Source organism: Lawsonibacter sp. (genome assembly GCF_022777125.1).
Taxonomy (GTDB): Bacteria; Bacillota; Clostridia; order Oscillospirales; family Oscillospiraceae; genus Lawsonibacter_A; species Lawsonibacter_A hominis.
In genome coordinates this window covers 1-16,886 of the sequence record NZ_JALFGV010000075.1, presented here as the reverse complement: position 1 = coordinate 16,886, position 16,886 = coordinate 1, and the positions used below count along the sequence as shown (strand labels likewise).

Here is a 16,886-nt window from a genome sequence, read left to right as displayed (position 1 = left end):
GCTCCAAAAGGCCCCCCTGATGCGCTGCATCAGGGGGGCCTTTCCGTTCGCGTCATGCCGTTCTTTTGTCCTTCTGGAGGTGCGCCAGCTTGACGCAGGCCGCGATAACGCCGAAGAGGAACCACCAGGTGAACATATTGCGGGGATAGAACCAGGTGTATTCGGCCAGTCCGATGACCAAAATACCGCAGAAGCCGCCGATCGCCGCCGCCAGCAGCCGCCTGAGGCGCACGTCCGCCGCGGCGCAGAAGGCTTTTACCCCGCTTTTGAGCTGCCAGAGGAGCAGCGCCAGGAAGGCGAGCAGGCCCAGTATCCCGGTCTCGCCCCACATCTGCAGATAGTTGTTGTGGGTGTGGATGGGATAGCTGCCGTCGAAGATGGTGGGGTAGGTCTGGAACACCTTTTTCATCACATCGCTGCCCAGGCCCACGCCGCGGGCCCAATAGTCTTCCATCAGATTCTTGGTGGTCTGATAGATCTCAAACCGGTAGCGGGTGGAGGTGTCCCTGGTATTGCCGATGGTGAGGATGCGGTTGTAAATGGTCTCGGGCAGGAACGGGATGGCCGCCAAGCCCACCAGCAGGATGAGGGGTACAAAGCGCCAATCCAGCAGGGCCAGAAATACCACCACCGCCAGGGCCAGTCCGATCCAGCCGGAGCGGGAGTAGGTAAAGCCGATGGCGGCCACGCCCGCACACAGGGAGAACAGCGAGAACACCTTACCCCGCCAATGGGAATTCAGAAAAAGGGCCAGATCCAGCGGCAGGAGCATCACCAGCTGTTCGGCAAAGTTGTTGGGGTTGTCGAAGAAGGAATAGACCCGCCCCGGCATATCGGCATTGAGCGTCATATCCTGCTGGGAGGGGACCACCTCCACACCGACGTAGCCCTGATAGCAGCCGTACAGGGCGGCCACCGAGATGCCCAGCACCGCCAGGGCCACCACCAGCTGGAGCTGCTCGTACCGGCGCACGGAACTGACCAGCACCAGCACCAGGAGGAAACCCGTCAGGTGGAAGAAGAAAAACCGCATGGACAGATGGGTGGACAGGGACCCCGCCAGCGCAATGCAGAGGAAGGCCAGATAGAGGGTCATATAGGGCCCCAGCCGGTCCAGCTCCAGGCGGTTCTTCGGCCGGGAGGCGCTGCCGATCACGAACAGGCCCAAAAGGCCTGCCGCGGCGGCAAAGCCGTAGGCATTGTTCCAAAGGGAATGGGGCGCCGCCAGCATCACCAGCAGGAACACGCCCACAAAAAAAGATGTGGCGCCGCCCAGCGCGGCGATGAGGCGGCAGAACAGGCTGCCCGCCCAGATGTCCCGCCCCAGTTGGTAGATCCATTTTACCAGTGCGCAGGGGATGTTCAGGATGGCCGTGAACACACGGCAGGCAATGCTGTCCGGCCAGCGCCGGGAGACCGCGCCCTCCCGCCACAGCGCATTCCAGATCACGCTGTTCTTGGCCTGTAGGCAAAACCATTCTCCCACCCGGTCCAGGGCGCGGCCCAGGACGCTATTGGCTCCCGCCTGTTTCAGCCCCAGCCAGGCGGCCAGAAAAACGCGCAGGAACCAGCTGTTTTCCGTAATTGACATCAGTTTTTATACTCCTTGGAATCCGTCGTGGAGCGCCTTTTCATAGACGCCGAAGGTGGCACGGGCCATTTTATGAACCTCAAATTTCGCCTCGATGGTCCTGCGGGCATTTTCCCGGCATGCATCCGTAAAGGAGGGGTCCTCCAAAAAGCGCTCCATCGCGGCCGCCATGGAATCGGGGTTATCATATTCCACCAGCAGTCCGCAGCCCGCCTCGTCGTTCACAATGTCGGAATTGCCCCCCATGTCGGTGGCGATAACGGGCAGGCCCGCCGCCATGGCCTCGATGATAAGGAAGGACAGCGCCTCGTGCCGGGAGGCGTTCACATACAGGTCGGAGCCCTTGTAGAGGTTCTTGATATCCTTGCGGAAGCCGATGAATTTGACGCGATCCTCCAAAGCCAGCTGCTTTACCTGCGCCTTGGTGGGCTCCAGCAGCGGGCCGTCCCCCGCCAGCACCAGCGTAAAGGGCTTGTCCGTCCGCTGGGTCAGGCGCTTCACCGAATCGATGAGGTAGCGGTGCCCCTTGTCGTCGGCAAAGCGGGAGGCGCAGAGCATCACAAAACGTCCCTCGTCCAGCCCCAGTTCGGCGCGGAGGGTGGACTGCGAGCGCTCGCCCGCCCAGGCGTCCAGATCCACGGCGTTGAAGATGACCTGGATGCGCTCCCCGCTCCAGCCGTTGGCGATGAGCTGCTCTTTTCCCTTGTTGCACACGGCGATCATCTGATCCTGGCGCTTATCCAGAATGCGGTTGGTGAAGCGGGTCACCGCATCGTTGGCCAGGACGAAATGATTGGTGTACACCACCCGGATATGCGGATTGTATTTCTTGGCCAGCAGGGCGGTGTAGTGCTCCCGCAGGTAATGGCAGTGGACCAGATCGATCCCCCACTCGGCACACAGGGCCGCCAGGTCGCGGGCCGCCTTGTAGTCGAAGCGGCGGCGCATCTCCACACGCCGGCAGGGTACGCCCATCTCCTCCAGCCGCTCCACCAGCAGGCCGCCCTCATGATAGGCAAAAAAGGGCTGGACCAGTCCGTCGGCCGAGAGATAGTTCACCAGAGTCTCCACATACCGCTCCGTCCCCGCCTTCCCGGCGAAGTTGAGCAGATAGAGCACCTTCGTCATAGAAGGATACCCCCTTTTTCCCATAGTAGGCGCGGACTTCCGATCCGCGTCTCCCATTCTACAGGAAACCGCCGGGGAAATCAACCTGCTTTTCAAACAGCGAAGGCCCGCCGCAGCTGCGGCGGGCCCCTTTGCTTTGACTTCCCCGGGCGGAGCAGATCCGCCCTGCGGCAAGGTTTTGCTTCGCAAAACGCTTGTATGCGCCGCAGGCGCGGGGCGCTTGCGCGCCCGGTCGCACGGGAGGGTCCGTCGGAACTCCGCCCGCCCCTTCTTACCGGTAGCTCTTGCGCTTCGCCACCATGTCCGTGTGCGCTCCCCACGAAAGGAATCCTTTCTGGGGCCCCTTTGCTTTGACTTCCTCGGGCGGAGGAAATCCGCCCTGCGGCAAGGCTTTGCTTCGCAAAACGCTTGTACGCGCCGCAGGCGCGGGGCGCTTGCGCGCCCGGTCGCACGGGAGGGTCCGGTGGAACTCCGCCCGCCCTTTCTTACCGGTAGCTCTTGAGCTTCTCCACCATGTCCGTGTGCTCCCAGGGCAGGTCGATATCGGTGCGGCCGAAGTGGCCGTAGGCGGCGGTCTGCTCGTAGATGGGACGGCGCAGATCCAGGTGCTCGATGATCTTGGCGGGGCGCAGGTCAAAGCACTCGTTCACGATCGCGGAGAGCTTCTCCTCGCTCAGCACGCCGGTGCCGTAGGTATCCACCAGAACGGAGACGGGATGGGCCACGCCGATGGCGTAAGCCAGCTCGATCTGGCACTTGCGGGCCAGGCCGGCGGCCACGATGTTCTTGGCCACATAGCGGGCCATATACGCGGCGGAGCGGTCCACCTTGGTGGGATCCTTGCCGGAGAAGCAGCCGCCGCCGTGGGCAGCGGAGCCGCCGTAGGTGTCCACGATGATCTTGCGCCCGGTCAGGCCGGTGTCGCCCACGGGGCCGCCCACAACGAAGCGCCCGGTGGGATTGACATAAAACTTGGTCCCCCGGTCGATATACTTGGCGGGGATGACCGGCTTGATGATGGTCTCCACAATGGCCTCCCGCAGATCCTTGAGGGCGATATCCGGGTCGTGCTGGGTGGACACCACGATGGCCGGGCAGCGCAGCACGCGGCCATCGTCGTCATACTCCACGGTGACCTGGCTCTTGCCGTCGGGCCGCAGCCAGGTCAGTTCGCCGGTCTTGCGCGCCTCGGCAAGCTTGCGGGAGAGCTGGTGGGCCATAGAGATGGGGGCGGGCATCAGCTCCTGGGTCTCGTCGCAGGCATACCCGAACATCATGCCCTGGTCGCCGGCGCCGATCCGGTCGGCCGCGTCCACGCCGCCGTTCTGGGCCTCATAGGACTGGTTGACGCCCATGGCGATGTCGGGGGACTGCTCGTCGATGGCGGTCATCACCGCGCAGGAGCGGTAATCAAAGCCGTAGCTGGGGTCGGTATAGCCGATGCGCTCCACCGTGCGGCGGACGATGGCGGGGATGTCGGTATAGTGCTTGGTGGTGATCTCGCCCATCACCGTCACGATGCCGGTGGTGGTAAAGGTCTCGCAGGCCACGTGGGCGGTGGGGTCGGCGGCCAGGATGTCGTCCAGGACGGCGTCGGAGATCTGGTCGCACACCTTATCGGGATGCCCCTCGGTAACGGACTCGGAGGTAAACAGTCGCTTTGCCATAGTTCTTTCTTCCTTTCTTTTTCTGGAGGGAGCCTGCCGGGTCGAAAAAGCGCTCCGCCGGACGGCGGAGCGCGGAAAGAGGCTCATCCATCCTCATCTTTCGATACTTCTACCGTCGGATTTGGCACCTTGCAATGCAGGTTGCCGGGCTTCATCGGGCCGATCCCTCCGCCACTCTTGATAAGGCTATTCAATTGACACTGGATATTGTAATCACTCTCGCGTGCAATCGCAATAGACAAAACAGCCTCTTTGTATAATGCCGTCGGAATGCGTGTCCCGCGCGCCCTATTCCGCCTTCCAGCCGTTGAGGTAGGCCTGCTGCTCCGGGGTGAGCGCGTCGATGGCCAGCCCCAGCGCCGCCAGCTTCACCCGGCCGATCTCCTCGTCGATCTCGTCGGGTACCTGGTAGACCTTCCGCTCCAGCCCCTGCCGGTGCCGGACCAGCCACTCCAGCGCCAGGGCCTGCACCGCAAAGGACATGTCCATGATCTCCGCCGGGTGCCCGTTGCCTGCCGCCAGATTCACCAGGCGGCCCTCGCCGAGCACGTTGAGCACCCTTCCATCGGGCAGGGTATAGCCTTCTATATTCTCCCGGCGCACTTCCCGCCCGACCGCCATGGCCGCCAGTCCCGCCACATCCACCTCGCAGTCGAAGTGGCCGGCATTGGTCAGCAGGGCGTTGTGCTTCATCACTGCAAAGTGCCTGGGGGTGATGACGTCCTTGCACCCGGTGACCGTGACGAATACGTCGCCGCAGCGGGCCGCCTCGTCCATGGGCATGACCCGGAAGCCGTTCATGGTGGCGTCCAGCGCCTTGAAGGGGTCCACCTCGCAGACGACGACGTCGGCCCCCATGCCTTTGGCCCGCATGGCCACGCCCTTGCCGCACCAGCCGTATCCGGCCACTACCACGGTCTTGCCCGCTACGACCAGATTGGTGGTGTGCATGATGGCGTCCCACACGCTCTGACCGGTGCCGTATTTATTGTCATAGTAGTGCTTGGCCCTGGCGTCGTTGACCGCCATCATGGGACAGGGCAAAATCCCCTCCCGCTCCCGGGCCCGCAGGCGCAGGATGCCGGTGGTGGTCTCCTCGCAGCCGCCGATCAGGTTCTCCCCCAGCTGCGCGCATTTACCGCCCAGCAGGTGGACCAGGTCTCCCCCATCGTCCACAATCAGGTGGGGCCGAACCTTCAGCGTTTCGATCAGATGGCGCTCATACTCCTGGGCGGACGCGCCGTGGACGCCGAAGGTCTCCACCCCCATGGACGCCAGTCCCGCAGCCACATCGTCCTGGGTGGACAGGGGATTGGATCCGGTGAGCCGGACCTGTGCCCCGCCCTTCTGGAGCACATAGCCCAGATTCGCGGTCTTGGCCTCCAGGTGGACCGACACGGCGATGCGCAGGCCGGCAAAGGGCTGCTCCCGCGCAAAGCGCTCCTCAATGCGCCCCAGCGCGGGCATAAAGTCCCGCACCCACCGGATCTTGCGGCGGCCGGACTCTGCCAGGGATTGATCCTTCAGGATGCTCATAGCGCTTCTCCTTCCTCTCCGGCCTTCTCCCGCTCCATAGCCGCGGGAGAGGGGCCGTCCCAGAAATCCAGCGTCAGCAGGGGCTTGCTGCGCCGGAAGCACTGCACCTGCCGGTGGATCCGCGCCAGCTGCGCGCCGCTGGGCGCCTCCTCCGGGCCGAAGGCCGGGCAGGTGAAGAACCAGCAGAATTTGGCGCCGGAGGCGATGATCTGATCAAAAAAGCCTTCTTCCGAAACCCGCCCGGCGTTCTCAGCCGTGCAGCGGCAGGCCACGCCGAAGGGCAGCCGGGCGCGGCGCATCAGCGCCATAGCCCGCTCGGTCTCCGGGGTGGGCTGGTCGGCCTGGATGGCCGGGAACAGATTGCCCACCCGCAGCATGTCCTCCGCCAGCTCCCCGGTAATGGATTCCGGCGGGGTAAACGCAGCGAACACGCAGCCGCTGTGCTTGTTGCACAGCGCGATGATCTCCTGCTCCCGGGAGAGCGGATCTCCTCCGGGAAAAATATAAAGGTAGGTCCCCCCCGCCTTGCGGGCGTCGATCTCCTCATCCAGGCTGTCGAACTCCATCACCGGGCGCACGCCGTAGATCGCGCTGCCGCAGCCCTTGCAGCCCATATCGCAGGGAAAGGTGGGGTCGATCAGGACCGACCAGGGCGCCCCGCCTTCCGGCCAGCCTCCCTCTGCATTTTTCTGCGGCCAATCCAGCAAGTTCCCGTTGAGCACAAAATTTTCAAAGAGCTTTTTCAGCACCCGGCTGTCAATGTCGGTGTACATGCTCTTGATCAGGCGGTACCAGTTGTTTTCCGGGTCGCTCATGGCGCTGCGGAACAATTCCCGGTAATGCTGGGGCAGCTTTTCCCCGGTAAACCGATCCACCCACTCCATCAGCCTGGGAAGGTTGGCATCCGGGTCCCGCTCCAGATAATCCAGGACCTTGGAGAACCCGAACGCCTTAATGTGAGCCGATATGCCCATTTCTGCGGCACACTCCTCTCCCAAAGTTTCATTCCATTTGAACCTTTGCTTATCATACCCCATCCGCCCCTGCCGCGCTATAGACAAAATTTCAACCTTGTCACAATTTCCGATTTTTTTGCGGGGACAGGCGGGGTATTCCAATATACTTTCCCGCAGGGCTGTGGTATAATAGCCGCAATGCGGCTATTATACCACAGAACCGGCATGATTCGCTCCCGCCCTGCGGGCTTCCGGCGCGAACGATGCCGCCTGCCGCGATACGCTTTGCGCGCGGTATCCTAGCTGCAAGCGGCCGTGCCCGTCCCATCCGCCCGACCGGCACGATCCTTTTCGTTCAGGAGTGAGCTTACATGCGCACAGGACTTATTACCTTCCATTTCGCCCACCATTACGGGGCCCAGCTCCAGGCCTACGCCACCATGCGCTCCATCCAGGCCCTGGGAGCGCAGTGCGAGATCATCGACTACCGCCTGCCCCACACCACACGCACCAATCAGCTCTTCAAGCGCTCCGGCGCGCTGCGGGATATGGTCTCCGACGCCCACACCGCGCTCCACTACGCCGCGTTCCGGCGCCGCTTCGACCGGTTCGAGGCCTTTGTGGCCCAGGAGATGACCCTCTCCCCCAAGCGGTATACCACCTTCGACCAACTGGAAGCGGACGCCCCGGAGTACGACGTGTACGTGGCGGGCAGCGATCAGATCTGGAACCCTTATATCTTTCAGGACAAACAGTTCGACCCTGCCTTCCTGCTGGCCTTCGTGCGGGAGGGACGCCGCATCGCCTACGCCCCCAGCCTGGGGGTGTCGGAGCTGCCCGAGGACAAGCTGGCGCAGCTGCGCCGCTGCCTGGCGCCCTACTCCGCCCTGTCCGTTCGGGAAAAGCGGGGGCAGGCCCTGCTGGAGCAGGCTGCCGGACAGCAGGCCCGTGTGGTGCTGGACCCCACCCTTCTGCTGACCGGAGCGGACTGGGGCGCGCTGGCCGCGCCGCCGAAGGAGCCGGGCCAATACATACTCTGCTATTTCGTCTCCGACCCCGGCGAGGCCGCCCCCTACGCCCAGGCGCTGTCCCAGCGCACCGGCTGGCCTATCCTCCAGCTGGCGGGCGCACGGCGGAAGATCGACGGCGCCGCGCGGCTGATCTTTGACGCGGGCCCCAAGGAATTTTTGGGCCTGTTTCAAAACGCCGCCGCCGTAGTCACCAACTCCTTCCATGGGGCGGTCTTCTCCCTCCAGTTCCAGAAGCCTTTCTTCACCTCCATGTCCCCCAGCGAACGGCGGGAGCCCACCTATTCCCGCATTTACAGCCTGCTCTCCCGGCTGGGCTGCACCGGACGCATCATCGGTCTGGACGCCACCGAAGCGGTGGACGCCCCCATGGACTACGCCGCGGTCCATCAGCGGCTCTCCGCCGAGCGCGCCGACTCTTTGGCCTATCTGAAGGCCGCCCTGGAGGGGACGCAGCTTCCGCTCCAGCCCGTGCAGGCAGACACGCCGGGCCGGGAAGCGCCCGCGCTGTGCCGCCGTGAGGACTGCACCGGCTGCACCGCCTGCGCCGCCGTCTGTCCGGTGGGGGCCATCACGCTAACGGCGGATCACGAGGGCTTTCTGCGTCCTGTGATCGGGGATTCCTGCATCCTGTGCCGCAGCTGTGAACGGGTCTGCCCCATGCTCCAGCCCGCCTCCCCCGTCCACATCCCCGCTGCCGCCCACGCGCTCTGGAACAGCGACGAGGCCGAACGCGTCCAAAGCTCTTCCGGCGGCTTTTTCTCCCTGCTGGCCCGGCATACCCTCGCCCAGGGGGGCGCCGTATTCGGCGCGGTGCTGGACGCGCATCAGACCACCCGCCACGTATGTGCCCGCTCCACAGCGGAGCTGGGGCCCATGCGGGGTTCCAAATATGTGCAGAGCGACCTGGGCGACACCTTCCGGCAGGCCCGCGCTCTGCTGGAGGCGGGCACACCGGTGCTCTTTTCCGGCGTGCCCTGCCAGATCGACGGCCTGCTGCGCTTTTTGGGCCGGGATTACGAGCATCTGCTTACCTGCGACCTGGTTTGCCACGGGGTCCCCTCCCCGGCGGTATTCCGTGCCTGGCTGGATACGCTGGAGGCGCGGCAGGGCTCCACGGTCCGCCAGGTCCGCTTTAAGGACAAATCCCACGGCTGGTCCCACCCTTACCTGAGCGTGACCTTTGCCGACGGCGGCGTGTACACGGAGGATTTCAACCGCACCTGCTATGGCCGCGGCTTTGGGATGCAGCTGTTCCTGCGCCCCGCCTGCGCCGTGTGCAAATACACCAGCGTCAGCCGCCCCGCCGACTTTACCCTGGCCGATTACTGGGGGCTGGACCCGGCGCTGGAGCTGCCGGTGGAGCGGGACAAGGGCGTATCCATGGTCCTGGTCAACAGCGCCCGGGGCCGCGCCGTGTTCCAGGAGCTCTCCCCCCGCTTCGGCCAGGTGGAGCGTCCCCTGGAGGAGGCGGTGGCGGGCAACCCCCGCCTGGCCTCTCCTCTCAAGGCCAATCCCCGCCGGGCGGCTTTCTTCTCCGCCTTCCGTACCCTGCCCTTTGAACAGGTGGAGCGCCGTTTTCTGGCGCTTCCTCCCCTGCCCTACCGGGCCGCCGCCAAAGCGCTTACACCGGGGATGAAGGAGAAGCTGCGCAGGCTCATGAAATAACCGGCCGCAAAAAGTTTACAATTTGTTTTAGAAATATCCCCCGTTCCCTGTTAGACTAACGTTACTACCCTGATCTGGGAGGAATTGCCTTTGAAATCCATCGACGCGCTTTTGGACCGTTTCTGCTACCGGCACCCCAAGCTGGGCATCCCCAATCTGATGCTGATCATCTCCGTGGGCAACGTGATCGTGCTGCTGCTGGACCTGTTCAGCCATTATACCTTTTCCTATTGGATCAGCTTTGTCCCGGCGCTGATCTTCCAGGGGCAGATCTGGCGGCTGGTGACCTTTATTTTTGTGCCGCTCAACGAAAACCTCCTCTGGTTTCTCTTCTCGGTGCTGCTGTACTATTCCATCGGCCGCAGCCTGGAGCAATCCTGGGGCGCCACCAAATTCACCGTATACTACTTTCTGGGCGTCATCCTTACCATCGTGTACGGCCTGATCATGGGTCTGGTGGGCTACGGCTGGTATCAGACCGCCAATATGTACTACCTGAACATGTCCCTCTTCCTGGCCTTCGCCACCCTTTATCCGGATACGACCTTTTTGATCTACTTCATCATCCCGGTCAAGGCCAAATGGCTGGCCTGGCTGGACCTGGGCTTTCTGGCCCTGGCCGTGGCGGGCACGCTGATAGGCGGCAATCTCCCCATGGCTCTGGTGCCCTTGGTGGCCATTCTCAACTATGTGCTCTTCTTCTGGTCTGACCTCATGGGCATGTTGGGACGCGCCAGGCACCGCCACTCCCGCCAGACGGTGAACTTCAAGCAGGCCACCCGGCAGGCCCATCAGCAAAAGGGATATCTCCACAAATGCGCCGTCTGCGGCAAGACCGACACCGATGATCCCGACGAGGCGTTCCGCTACTGCTCCAAGTGCAACGGCTACTACTGCTACTGCTCCGAGCATATCAACAACCACGTGCATATCCAGTGATCAAACAAGCCCGTCCCTCCATCCGCCTGCAGGCGGATGGAGGGACGGGCTTGCGTCTGTCGAAACAGGATACGGGACAAGGTTCGATCTCCCGCAAAAAAGTCACCCCGTCCGTCCTGAGAAGGGTCCCTTCCGACGCGCGTTCTCCAGGGGACCCGCTCGTGCCCCGGCAGGGCAATTCCCCTTGTGCCGCCGGAAGGGACGGATTGTGATTGATGCCGTCATCTTCGCGGGACAAAACCCGGCCGGGCGCTTGTGCGGAAGGCGTTTCGACAAGCGGAAGGCCGTGCGGACGGTCAGCACACCACTGGACTGGAGGTCCACTCCAGCGCGCAGGGACGCGGGCGCGCAAAGCACAGGCCGTACAGATCGGTGCACCGCCCTTCCAGCTCGAACAGGGTCCGCCCTTCCGCTTCCAGCGCGCGGGCGTGGGCAGGCTTGGTGATGACCGGCAGAGAGGCCGCCTGCTTCATCCGCCGCAGCAGTCCTCCCCCCCGTTCATTGAGCCCCAGCACCCGCAGGTAGGGCACATGCGCAGGTCGGTCCGCTTTGGTAAGGCCCAGAAACGCCCACAGCAGCAGCCGGCGGACCCGGGCTTCGGTATAGCGCCTGGTGTTGGCCTGCGCATAAAACGCCGGTATGCTCTCCGCCCGGCGCCCCGCCCGGACCAGCCGCTCAGGCAGCCCTTCGGACGCGCCGCTGTCGGGCAGGGCCGCCCAGTCCTCCGCGGTCATGGTCCGCACCCTTGCCAGCATCACCTGCTCCACCCGCTTCAGGGCAGGCAGACCGATGAGCGAATCCTCCAGCCGCTCCCTGGCCCCCGGCAGCAAATAGGGCTCCGCCCTGTCCCACCGCCCCTCCAACAGATTCCAGCGGATCTCCGTGGCCGAGGCAAACTGCATCCGGTCCACGGTGCCGGCCCCGGCGGCGCCGTCCTCCCGGCGGGTGTCCATCCCCCCCATGCTGTTATGGGGCGCGCCCCGGCGGAGTACCGTCATTGGGGTCATCCGGGCGTCCAGGGTGCGGACGGCCCGGATGTACTCCACACCCAGGTTATTGTTGGCCTTGCGGAGCAGCGATGCGCTCTCCGGTCCCGCCAGCGCCTCCACGGCTGCCTGGCGGCAGGCCGCAAACGGTTTGCCCTGCTCCAGCCGGACCCGCAGGGCGGCAGGATACTCCGGGGCGTCCAGACAGGCCGCCGCTCGCTGCAGCGCCTCCACATCGCCGCATTCGCTGCCGAAAGACAGCACGTCCACCACGCCGGTGGCCGCCAGGACCTCCACCCCGCCCCGGGCGAACGTCTCGGCCGAGGCGGCGGCCCAAGGCGTAGGCAGCTCCAGCACCAGGTCCGCCCCTCCCATCAGGGCCAGCCGCGCCCGGGTCCATTTGTCCGCGATGGCGCAGTCGGCCTGCTGAGTCCAGTGTCCGCTCATGACGCATACGATGGCCGTGTTTTCCCCCAGCAGGCGCTTCGTCTGGGCAAGGTGCCAGGCGTGTCCCCGGTGGAAGGGGTTGTATTCACAGATGATGCCCGCCGTCCTCATGGGCTGTTCCTCCAAAAGAACCCTGAATTTTTGTCCGATTTGTGCGAAAATATGGGTTGTCCTTCGGTCAAAAAAGGGCTAGAATATAGTTTGTATATGCTTTCCTATTTTACTACGTGAACTTTGGGTATACAAGCCGTATGCCACGAATTTAAAGGAGAGATCGTAAACATGAAAGTCCTGGTCATCAACGCCGGCAGCTCCTCCCTGAAGTATCAGCTCATGGACCCCGAGACCCGCGAGGTGCTGGCCAAGGGCCTGTGCGAGCGCATCGGCATCGACGGTCGCCTGACCCACAAAATCCCCGCCAGGGATGCCAAACACGAATTTGAAATCCCCATGCCCACCCACGCCGAGGCCATCCAGGCCGTGCTGGACGCCCTGCTCTCTCCCGAGTACGGCGTGATCAAGAGCGCCTCTGAGATCGACGCCGTGGGCCATCGCGTGGTGCACGGCGGCGAGAAGTTTGCCGCCTCCGCCCTCATCACCGGCGAGGTCATGGCCGCCATTGAGGAGTGCATCCCCCTGGCTCCTCTGCACAACCCCGCCAATATCACAGGCATCAAGGCCTGCCAGGCCGTCATGCCCGGCGTGCCCATGGTGGCCGTGTTCGATACCGCCTTCCATCAGACCATGCCCGCCAAGAGCTACATCTATGCGCTGCCTTACGAATACTATGAGAAGGACAAGGTCCGCCGCTACGGCTTCCACGGCACCTCTCACAAGTACGTCTCCGGCCGGGCCGCCGCCATGCTGGGCAAGCCCATCGAGCAGCTGAAGATCATCACCTGCCACCTGGGCAACGGCTCCTCCGTCACCGCCGTGGACGGCGGCAAGAGCGTGGATACCTCCATGGGCTTCACCCCCCTAGCCGGCCTGCCCATGGGCACCCGCTCCGGCGACCTGGACGCCGGTATCCTGGAGTATTTGATGAACCGGTACGGCTACGACATCAAAGAGATGCTCAACATCCTCAACAAGAAGTCCGGCGTGCTGGGCATCTCCGGGGTGTCCTCCGACTTCCGTGACCTGAGCGACGCCGCCGAGCAGGGCAACCAGCGTGCCGAGCTGGCCGTAGACGCCTTCAACTACGGTGTAAAGAAACTCATCGGCGCCTATGCCGCCGCCATGGGCGGGGTGGACGCCATCGTCTTCACCGCCGGCGTGGGCGAAAACTCCGCCGACCAGCGCCTGGCCATCGCTTCCGGCCTGGAGTTCATGGGCGTGAAGATGGACGCCCAGGCCAACAACGTCCGCGGCAGGGAGACCGTCATCTCCACCGCCGACTCCAGGGTGAAGGTCCTCCTCATCCCCACCGACGAGGAGCTTATGATCGCCATGGATACCGCCAATATCGTCAACCAGTAAGCGCAGCCGGGTCGTCTCGCGGCGCGTTTCAACCAAAACACGGACTGCCGGGCAGCTTGCCCGGCAGTCCGTGTTTTCTCCTTTTTTCGGATGCGTCCTGCCCGCTACTGCCGGATGCTCCGGCTGCCGGAGTAGCGGCAGGCCAACACCCGCTCGATGGCAAGCCCGTCCGCATCTCCCCGCTCCGTCAGCGCCAGCAGCGCCTGCGGCTGACCGTAGACCAGCGCGCCATAGATCCGGATGCCGTGCTCCTCTACATAGTCCCGCTGGCCTGCAAAGTCGTACTCCGGGAACTGCGCGCCCGGTCCGACCAGCGCATCCGCCGCTTTCGTCCGCTCCGCCGCATAGGACAGTAGACTTTGGAAATGCTGGGTATACAGCCCCCCATAAGCCTTCGCCATCGCCGCAGCGCTGCCGCTGGGAAACCAATTCCCCAGCCGCTCCGCCAGACTGAGCATCGGGTAGTCCGCCAGCCCGCCCTGCGCGCACGAGCCGTCCACCGTGGAAAAACCCCGCAGGACCGCCGGATCGTCGGAGGTGCGCACGGCACACCAGCGGAAGGAGATTTCCACTCCATACCGCTGTTCATAGCCGTGCGCCAACGCGGCAAACTCCATGGGCGTCAGATCCTGCGGAAAATGGACCCAGACGGAGACGTAGGCGCTTTCGTCCAGCTGGGCCAGATCGGCTTCGTAATCCGGGATTCGGCGGACGCCCTCCTCCACCGCCCCGGACTCCGCCAGCGCATACAGGCCGATGGCCTGCTCGCTCCACAAATATCCGTTTTCCCCGTCCTGGCCGGGTTCCAGCGTACGGCTGACCGCAGTGCGCTCCCCGGTAAGCCAGTCCTCCTCGGTATAAGACAGATCGTACCGGCCGAATCCCCGGTTTCCGGTCTGGATGTCCCGGACCGACCGGCCGGGCATGATCAGCTCGTAGAACGCGTTCAGGTCATACCAGATATCTTCCCGCTCGTCTCCAGCCTGCCCTACGCTTCTGGCGTTGGGCTGGTAGCAGAAGGACGCCGCCAGGGGGGAGACTACGAGACGCACCCCCAGCAGGACGGCCAGCACAACGGCCGCCGACAGGACCGCCACCCGGCCCAGGCGGCGATTTACGATGCGGCGCACCCGCCGGGCCGGCTCTGTCTCCTCCGAAGTTCGGTGCGCCCCCTCTCCGGTCAGCTCGGCCTCCAGCCCCTCGGCCAGATAATCGGAAATGGCCGCGCTCTTCTCCAGCTCGGCCTCCACCAGCGCCCGCTCCGCTTCCGTCGCGGCGCCGGTTCGATACCGTTCCAACAGCTCACGAAAACTCACAATTGTCCCTCCAGTCTGGTTTTGAGCTTTTGCCGGGCCCGGCACAGCAGCGTGCGGGCCGCGCCGGGAGAAAGTCCCATGGCCGCCCCCACCTCGCGCAGCGGCAAGCCGGCGTAGTAGTGGAGCGTTACCGCCTCCCGATCGGCGGGGGACAGCTCCAGCACCGCCCGGTAGACCGCCCGGCGGCGCTCCTCCCGGATGAGATCCTCCAGCAGATCCTCCTCTGCCGCCAGCCGTTCCGGGTCAGGAGGCTCTCCGGTCTGGAACTTTCTCCGGCGCATGCTGTCCACCCACAGGTTGCGGCACACCCGAAAGAGCCAGCCCTTCCACTCCCCCTCCCGCTCCAGCGAGAGCAGGGCGCGGTAAAAGGTCTCTCCCACCAGGTCCTGGGCCTGGTCCGGGTTCTTACAGAGGGAATAGGCGTACAAGTACACCTCTCCCACATGCCGCCGGTAGAGCGCCTCCAGCCCGTCGTACATCCCGTCCTCCCCCCCTCACCCGACAAACGTCTCAGCGGGCAAAATGTTACACGTTTCATTCTATTTGCATGCATCCAGTCAAAGTGGTGCAATTTATTCCGCATACCCCGCATAGTTTCCGTCACTTTTGCAATTTACAAATTTTTTCTTGCAATTTCAATGTGGCAGCAGTATAATATGAGCTAACGTGGCAAAGCGGCTGCTGCACGGGGCGCGTCCCTGTGTGTATCATAGCAAAAATCAGGCCGGTCCGTCCACCGTATGGACCGCCAAGCAAAGGGGTTTGGCAACTATGGCATTTCAGTTCACCGATTCCTATCTTCAGGGCGTTTATGAAACTCTGTGCAGGAAAAACGCCCAAGAGCCCGAGTTCCTCCAGGCTGCCGGCGAGGTCCTGGAGTCCCTCCAGCCCGTGGTGGCCCAGCGGCCGGAGCTGGTGAAGTCCGGCGTCATCGACCGCATCGTGGAGCCCGAGCGCAGCCTGATGTTCCGCATCTCCTGGGTGGACGATCAGGGCAAGGTGCAGGTCAACCGCGGCTATCGCGTACAATTCTCCACCGCCATCGGCCCCTCCAAGGGCGGCCTGCGCTTCCATCCCAGCGTGAACCTGTCCATCATCAAATTTTTGGGCTTCGAGCAGATCTTTAAAAACAGCCTGACCGGCCTGCCCATGGGCGGCGGCAAGGGCGGCGCCGACTTCGATCCCAAGGGCAAGAGCAACAATGAGGTCATGCGCTTCTGCCAGTCCTTCATGACCGAGCTGCAGCGGCACATCGGCCCCGACACCGACGTGCCCGCCGGCGACATCGGCGTGGGCGCCCGGGAGATCGGCTATCTGTTTGGCCAGTATAAGCGCATCCGCAACGAGTTCAACGGCGTGCTCACCGGCAAGGGCCTGAGCTACGGCGGTTCTCTGGCCCGCACCGAGGCCACCGGCTACGGTCTGTGCTACTTTGCCGACGAGATGCTCAAGGCCGCCGGGAAGTCCTTCCAGGGCCAGAGCGTCGTGATCTCCGGCTCCGGCAACGTGGCCATCTACGCCAACCAGAAGGCCACCGAGCTGGGCGGCAGGGTCATTGCCATGAGTGATTCCAACGGCTATATCGTGGACGAGAACGGCATCGATTATAAGATCATGCAGGAGATCAAGGAGGTCAAGCGGGCGCGCATTTCCACCTATCTGGAGTATGTGCCCACCGCCAAATACGTGGAGGGCTGCCGCGGCATCTGGAGCGTCCCCTGCGGCATCGCCCTGCCCTGTGCCACCCAGAACGAGTTGGATCTGGACGGGGCCAAGGCGCTGGTGGAGCACGGCTGCTTTGCCGTGGCCGAAGGCGCCAACATGCCCTCCACCCCCGAAGCCGTCGCCTATTTCCAGGCGCACAAGCTTCTCTTTGCCCCCGCCAAGGCCTCCAACGCCGGCGGCGTGGCCACTTCCGGTCTGGAGATGAGCCAGAACTCCATGCGCCTGTCCTGGACCTTTGAGGAAGTGGACGAGAAGCTCCACGGCATCATGCGCAACATTTACCACAACGCCGCCAATGCCGCCGCCGAGTACGGCATGGAGGGCAATCTGGTGGCCGGCGCCAACATCGCCGGCTTCCTCAAAGTGGCCGACGCCATGATTTGGCAGGGCGTAAGCTACTAAGAGGAACACATCCGTCTC

At 63.7% G+C, this 16,886-nt stretch carries 12 protein-coding genes and 1 riboswitch; of the genes, 4 read left to right on the top strand and 8 right to left on the bottom strand.

Annotated elements, in window-relative coordinates; translation table 11 throughout:
• Nucleotides 1-52: 52 nt before the first annotated feature.
• The 5 genes from MR825_RS06445 to MR825_RS06425 all read right to left on the bottom strand — a co-directional run bounded on the left by MR825_RS06445 (nucleotide 53) and on the right by MR825_RS06425 (nucleotide 6,896).
• A complete protein-coding gene (locus MR825_RS06445) occupies nucleotides 53-1,591 on the bottom strand; it encodes an O-antigen ligase family protein (protein WP_256174777.1) in 1,539 nt (512 codons plus the stop codon).
• Nucleotides 1,592-1,597: 6 nt separating this feature from the next.
• Complete coding sequence (locus MR825_RS06440) at nucleotides 1,598-2,719, bottom strand: glycosyltransferase family 4 protein (protein ID WP_287879628.1); 1,122 nt, start codon at nucleotides 2,717-2,719, stop codon at nucleotides 1,598-1,600.
• Between the two features lie 485 nt (nucleotides 2,720-3,204).
• On the bottom strand, nucleotides 3,205-4,386 hold the full coding sequence (gene metK / locus MR825_RS06435) for a methionine adenosyltransferase (RefSeq protein WP_287879625.1): 1,182 nt from the start codon (nucleotides 4,384-4,386) through the stop codon (nucleotides 3,205-3,207).
• 90 nt (nucleotides 4,387-4,476) lie between these two features.
• Nucleotides 4,477-4,573, bottom strand: a riboswitch (SAM riboswitch).
• 101 nt (nucleotides 4,574-4,674) lie between these two features.
• Entirely contained in the window at nucleotides 4,675-5,922 is a 1,248-nt protein-coding gene (locus MR825_RS06430; protein ID WP_186907924.1) for an adenosylhomocysteinase, read from the bottom strand.
• Nucleotides 5,919-6,896, bottom strand: a complete 978-nt coding sequence (locus tag MR825_RS06425) for a radical SAM protein (protein ID WP_186907925.1) — start codon at nucleotides 6,894-6,896, stop codon at nucleotides 5,919-5,921. The genes MR825_RS06430 and MR825_RS06425 overlap by 4 nt, the downstream gene beginning before the upstream one ends.
• Nucleotides 6,897-7,249: 353 nt before the next feature.
• Here MR825_RS06425 and MR825_RS06420 point away from each other — a divergent pair, with 353 nt between their 5' ends.
• Together MR825_RS06420 and MR825_RS06415 are read left to right on the top strand one after the other, a co-directional pair.
• Nucleotides 7,250-9,574 (top strand): polysaccharide pyruvyl transferase family protein, encoded by a 2,325-nt coding sequence (locus tag MR825_RS06420; protein ID WP_256174780.1) that lies wholly within the window; start codon nucleotides 7,250-7,252, stop codon nucleotides 9,572-9,574.
• Nucleotides 9,575-9,664: 90 nt separating this feature from the next.
• Nucleotides 9,665-10,513, top strand: coding sequence for a rhomboid family intramembrane serine protease (locus MR825_RS06415; RefSeq protein WP_243204772.1), 849 nt, complete (start codon nucleotides 9,665-9,667; stop codon nucleotides 10,511-10,513).
• Between the two features lie 296 nt (nucleotides 10,514-10,809).
• Here MR825_RS06415 and MR825_RS06410 read toward each other — a convergent pair whose 3' ends face one another.
• The gene (locus MR825_RS06410; RefSeq protein ID WP_287879619.1) at nucleotides 10,810-12,057 is read right to left on the bottom strand and encodes a tRNA(Met) cytidine acetate ligase; all 1,248 of its coding nucleotides are present in this window, start codon (nucleotides 12,055-12,057) and stop codon (nucleotides 10,810-10,812) included.
• A 171-nt stretch (nucleotides 12,058-12,228) separates the two neighbouring features.
• On the opposite strand from MR825_RS06410, the gene MR825_RS06405 reads away from it, so the two are divergent.
• Nucleotides 12,229-13,425 carry an acetate/propionate family kinase gene (locus tag MR825_RS06405; RefSeq protein WP_186907928.1) on the top strand — a complete coding sequence of 399 codons (1,197 nt, stop codon included), beginning with the start codon at nucleotides 12,229-12,231 and terminating at the stop codon, nucleotides 13,423-13,425.
• 104 nt (nucleotides 13,426-13,529) lie between these two features.
• Here the strand turns inward: MR825_RS06405 and MR825_RS06400 are convergent, their stop codons facing one another.
• Complete coding sequence (locus MR825_RS06400) at nucleotides 13,530-14,741, bottom strand: anti sigma factor C-terminal domain-containing protein (protein ID WP_287879616.1); 1,212 nt, start codon at nucleotides 14,739-14,741, stop codon at nucleotides 13,530-13,532.
• Entirely contained in the window at nucleotides 14,738-15,220 is a 483-nt protein-coding gene (locus tag MR825_RS06395) for an RNA polymerase sigma factor (protein ID WP_186907929.1), read from the bottom strand. The genes MR825_RS06400 and MR825_RS06395 overlap by 4 nt, the downstream gene beginning before the upstream one ends.
• A gap of 292 nt (nucleotides 15,221-15,512) precedes the next feature.
• Between MR825_RS06395 and gdhA the strand changes: the two genes are divergently transcribed.
• The gene (gene gdhA / locus MR825_RS06390) at nucleotides 15,513-16,868 is read left to right on the top strand and encodes an NADP-specific glutamate dehydrogenase (RefSeq protein ID WP_186907930.1); all 1,356 of its coding nucleotides are present in this window, start codon (nucleotides 15,513-15,515) and stop codon (nucleotides 16,866-16,868) included.
• Nucleotides 16,869-16,886 lie beyond the last annotated feature (18 nt).

Excerpts from the sequence above, each read along its gene's own strand:
- MR825_RS06395 (WP_186907929.1), bottom strand. The coding sequence starts at position 15,220 with ATGTACGACGGGCTGGAGGCGCTCTACCGGCGGCATGTGGGAGAGGTG.
- MR825_RS06425 (WP_186907925.1), bottom strand. The coding sequence starts at position 6,896 with ATGGGCATATCGGCTCACATTAAGGCGTTCGGGTTCTCCAAGGTCCTG.
- metK (WP_287879625.1), bottom strand. The coding sequence starts at position 4,386 with ATGGCAAAGCGACTGTTTACCTCCGAGTCCGTTACCGAGGGGCATCCC.
- gdhA (WP_186907930.1), top strand. The coding sequence starts at position 15,513 with ATGGCATTTCAGTTCACCGATTCCTATCTTCAGGGCGTTTATGAAACT.
- MR825_RS06440 (WP_287879628.1), bottom strand. The coding sequence starts at position 2,719 with ATGACGAAGGTGCTCTATCTGCTCAACTTCGCCGGGAAGGCGGGGACG.
- MR825_RS06445 (WP_256174777.1), bottom strand. The coding sequence starts at position 1,591 with ATGTCAATTACGGAAAACAGCTGGTTCCTGCGCGTTTTTCTGGCCGCC.
- MR825_RS06405 (WP_186907928.1), top strand. The coding sequence starts at position 12,229 with ATGAAAGTCCTGGTCATCAACGCCGGCAGCTCCTCCCTGAAGTATCAG.
- MR825_RS06430 (WP_186907924.1), bottom strand. The coding sequence starts at position 5,922 with ATGAGCATCCTGAAGGATCAATCCCTGGCAGAGTCCGGCCGCCGCAAG.
- MR825_RS06420 (WP_256174780.1), top strand. The coding sequence starts at position 7,250 with ATGCGCACAGGACTTATTACCTTCCATTTCGCCCACCATTACGGGGCC.
- MR825_RS06410 (WP_287879619.1), bottom strand. The coding sequence starts at position 12,057 with ATGAGGACGGCGGGCATCATCTGTGAATACAACCCCTTCCACCGGGGA.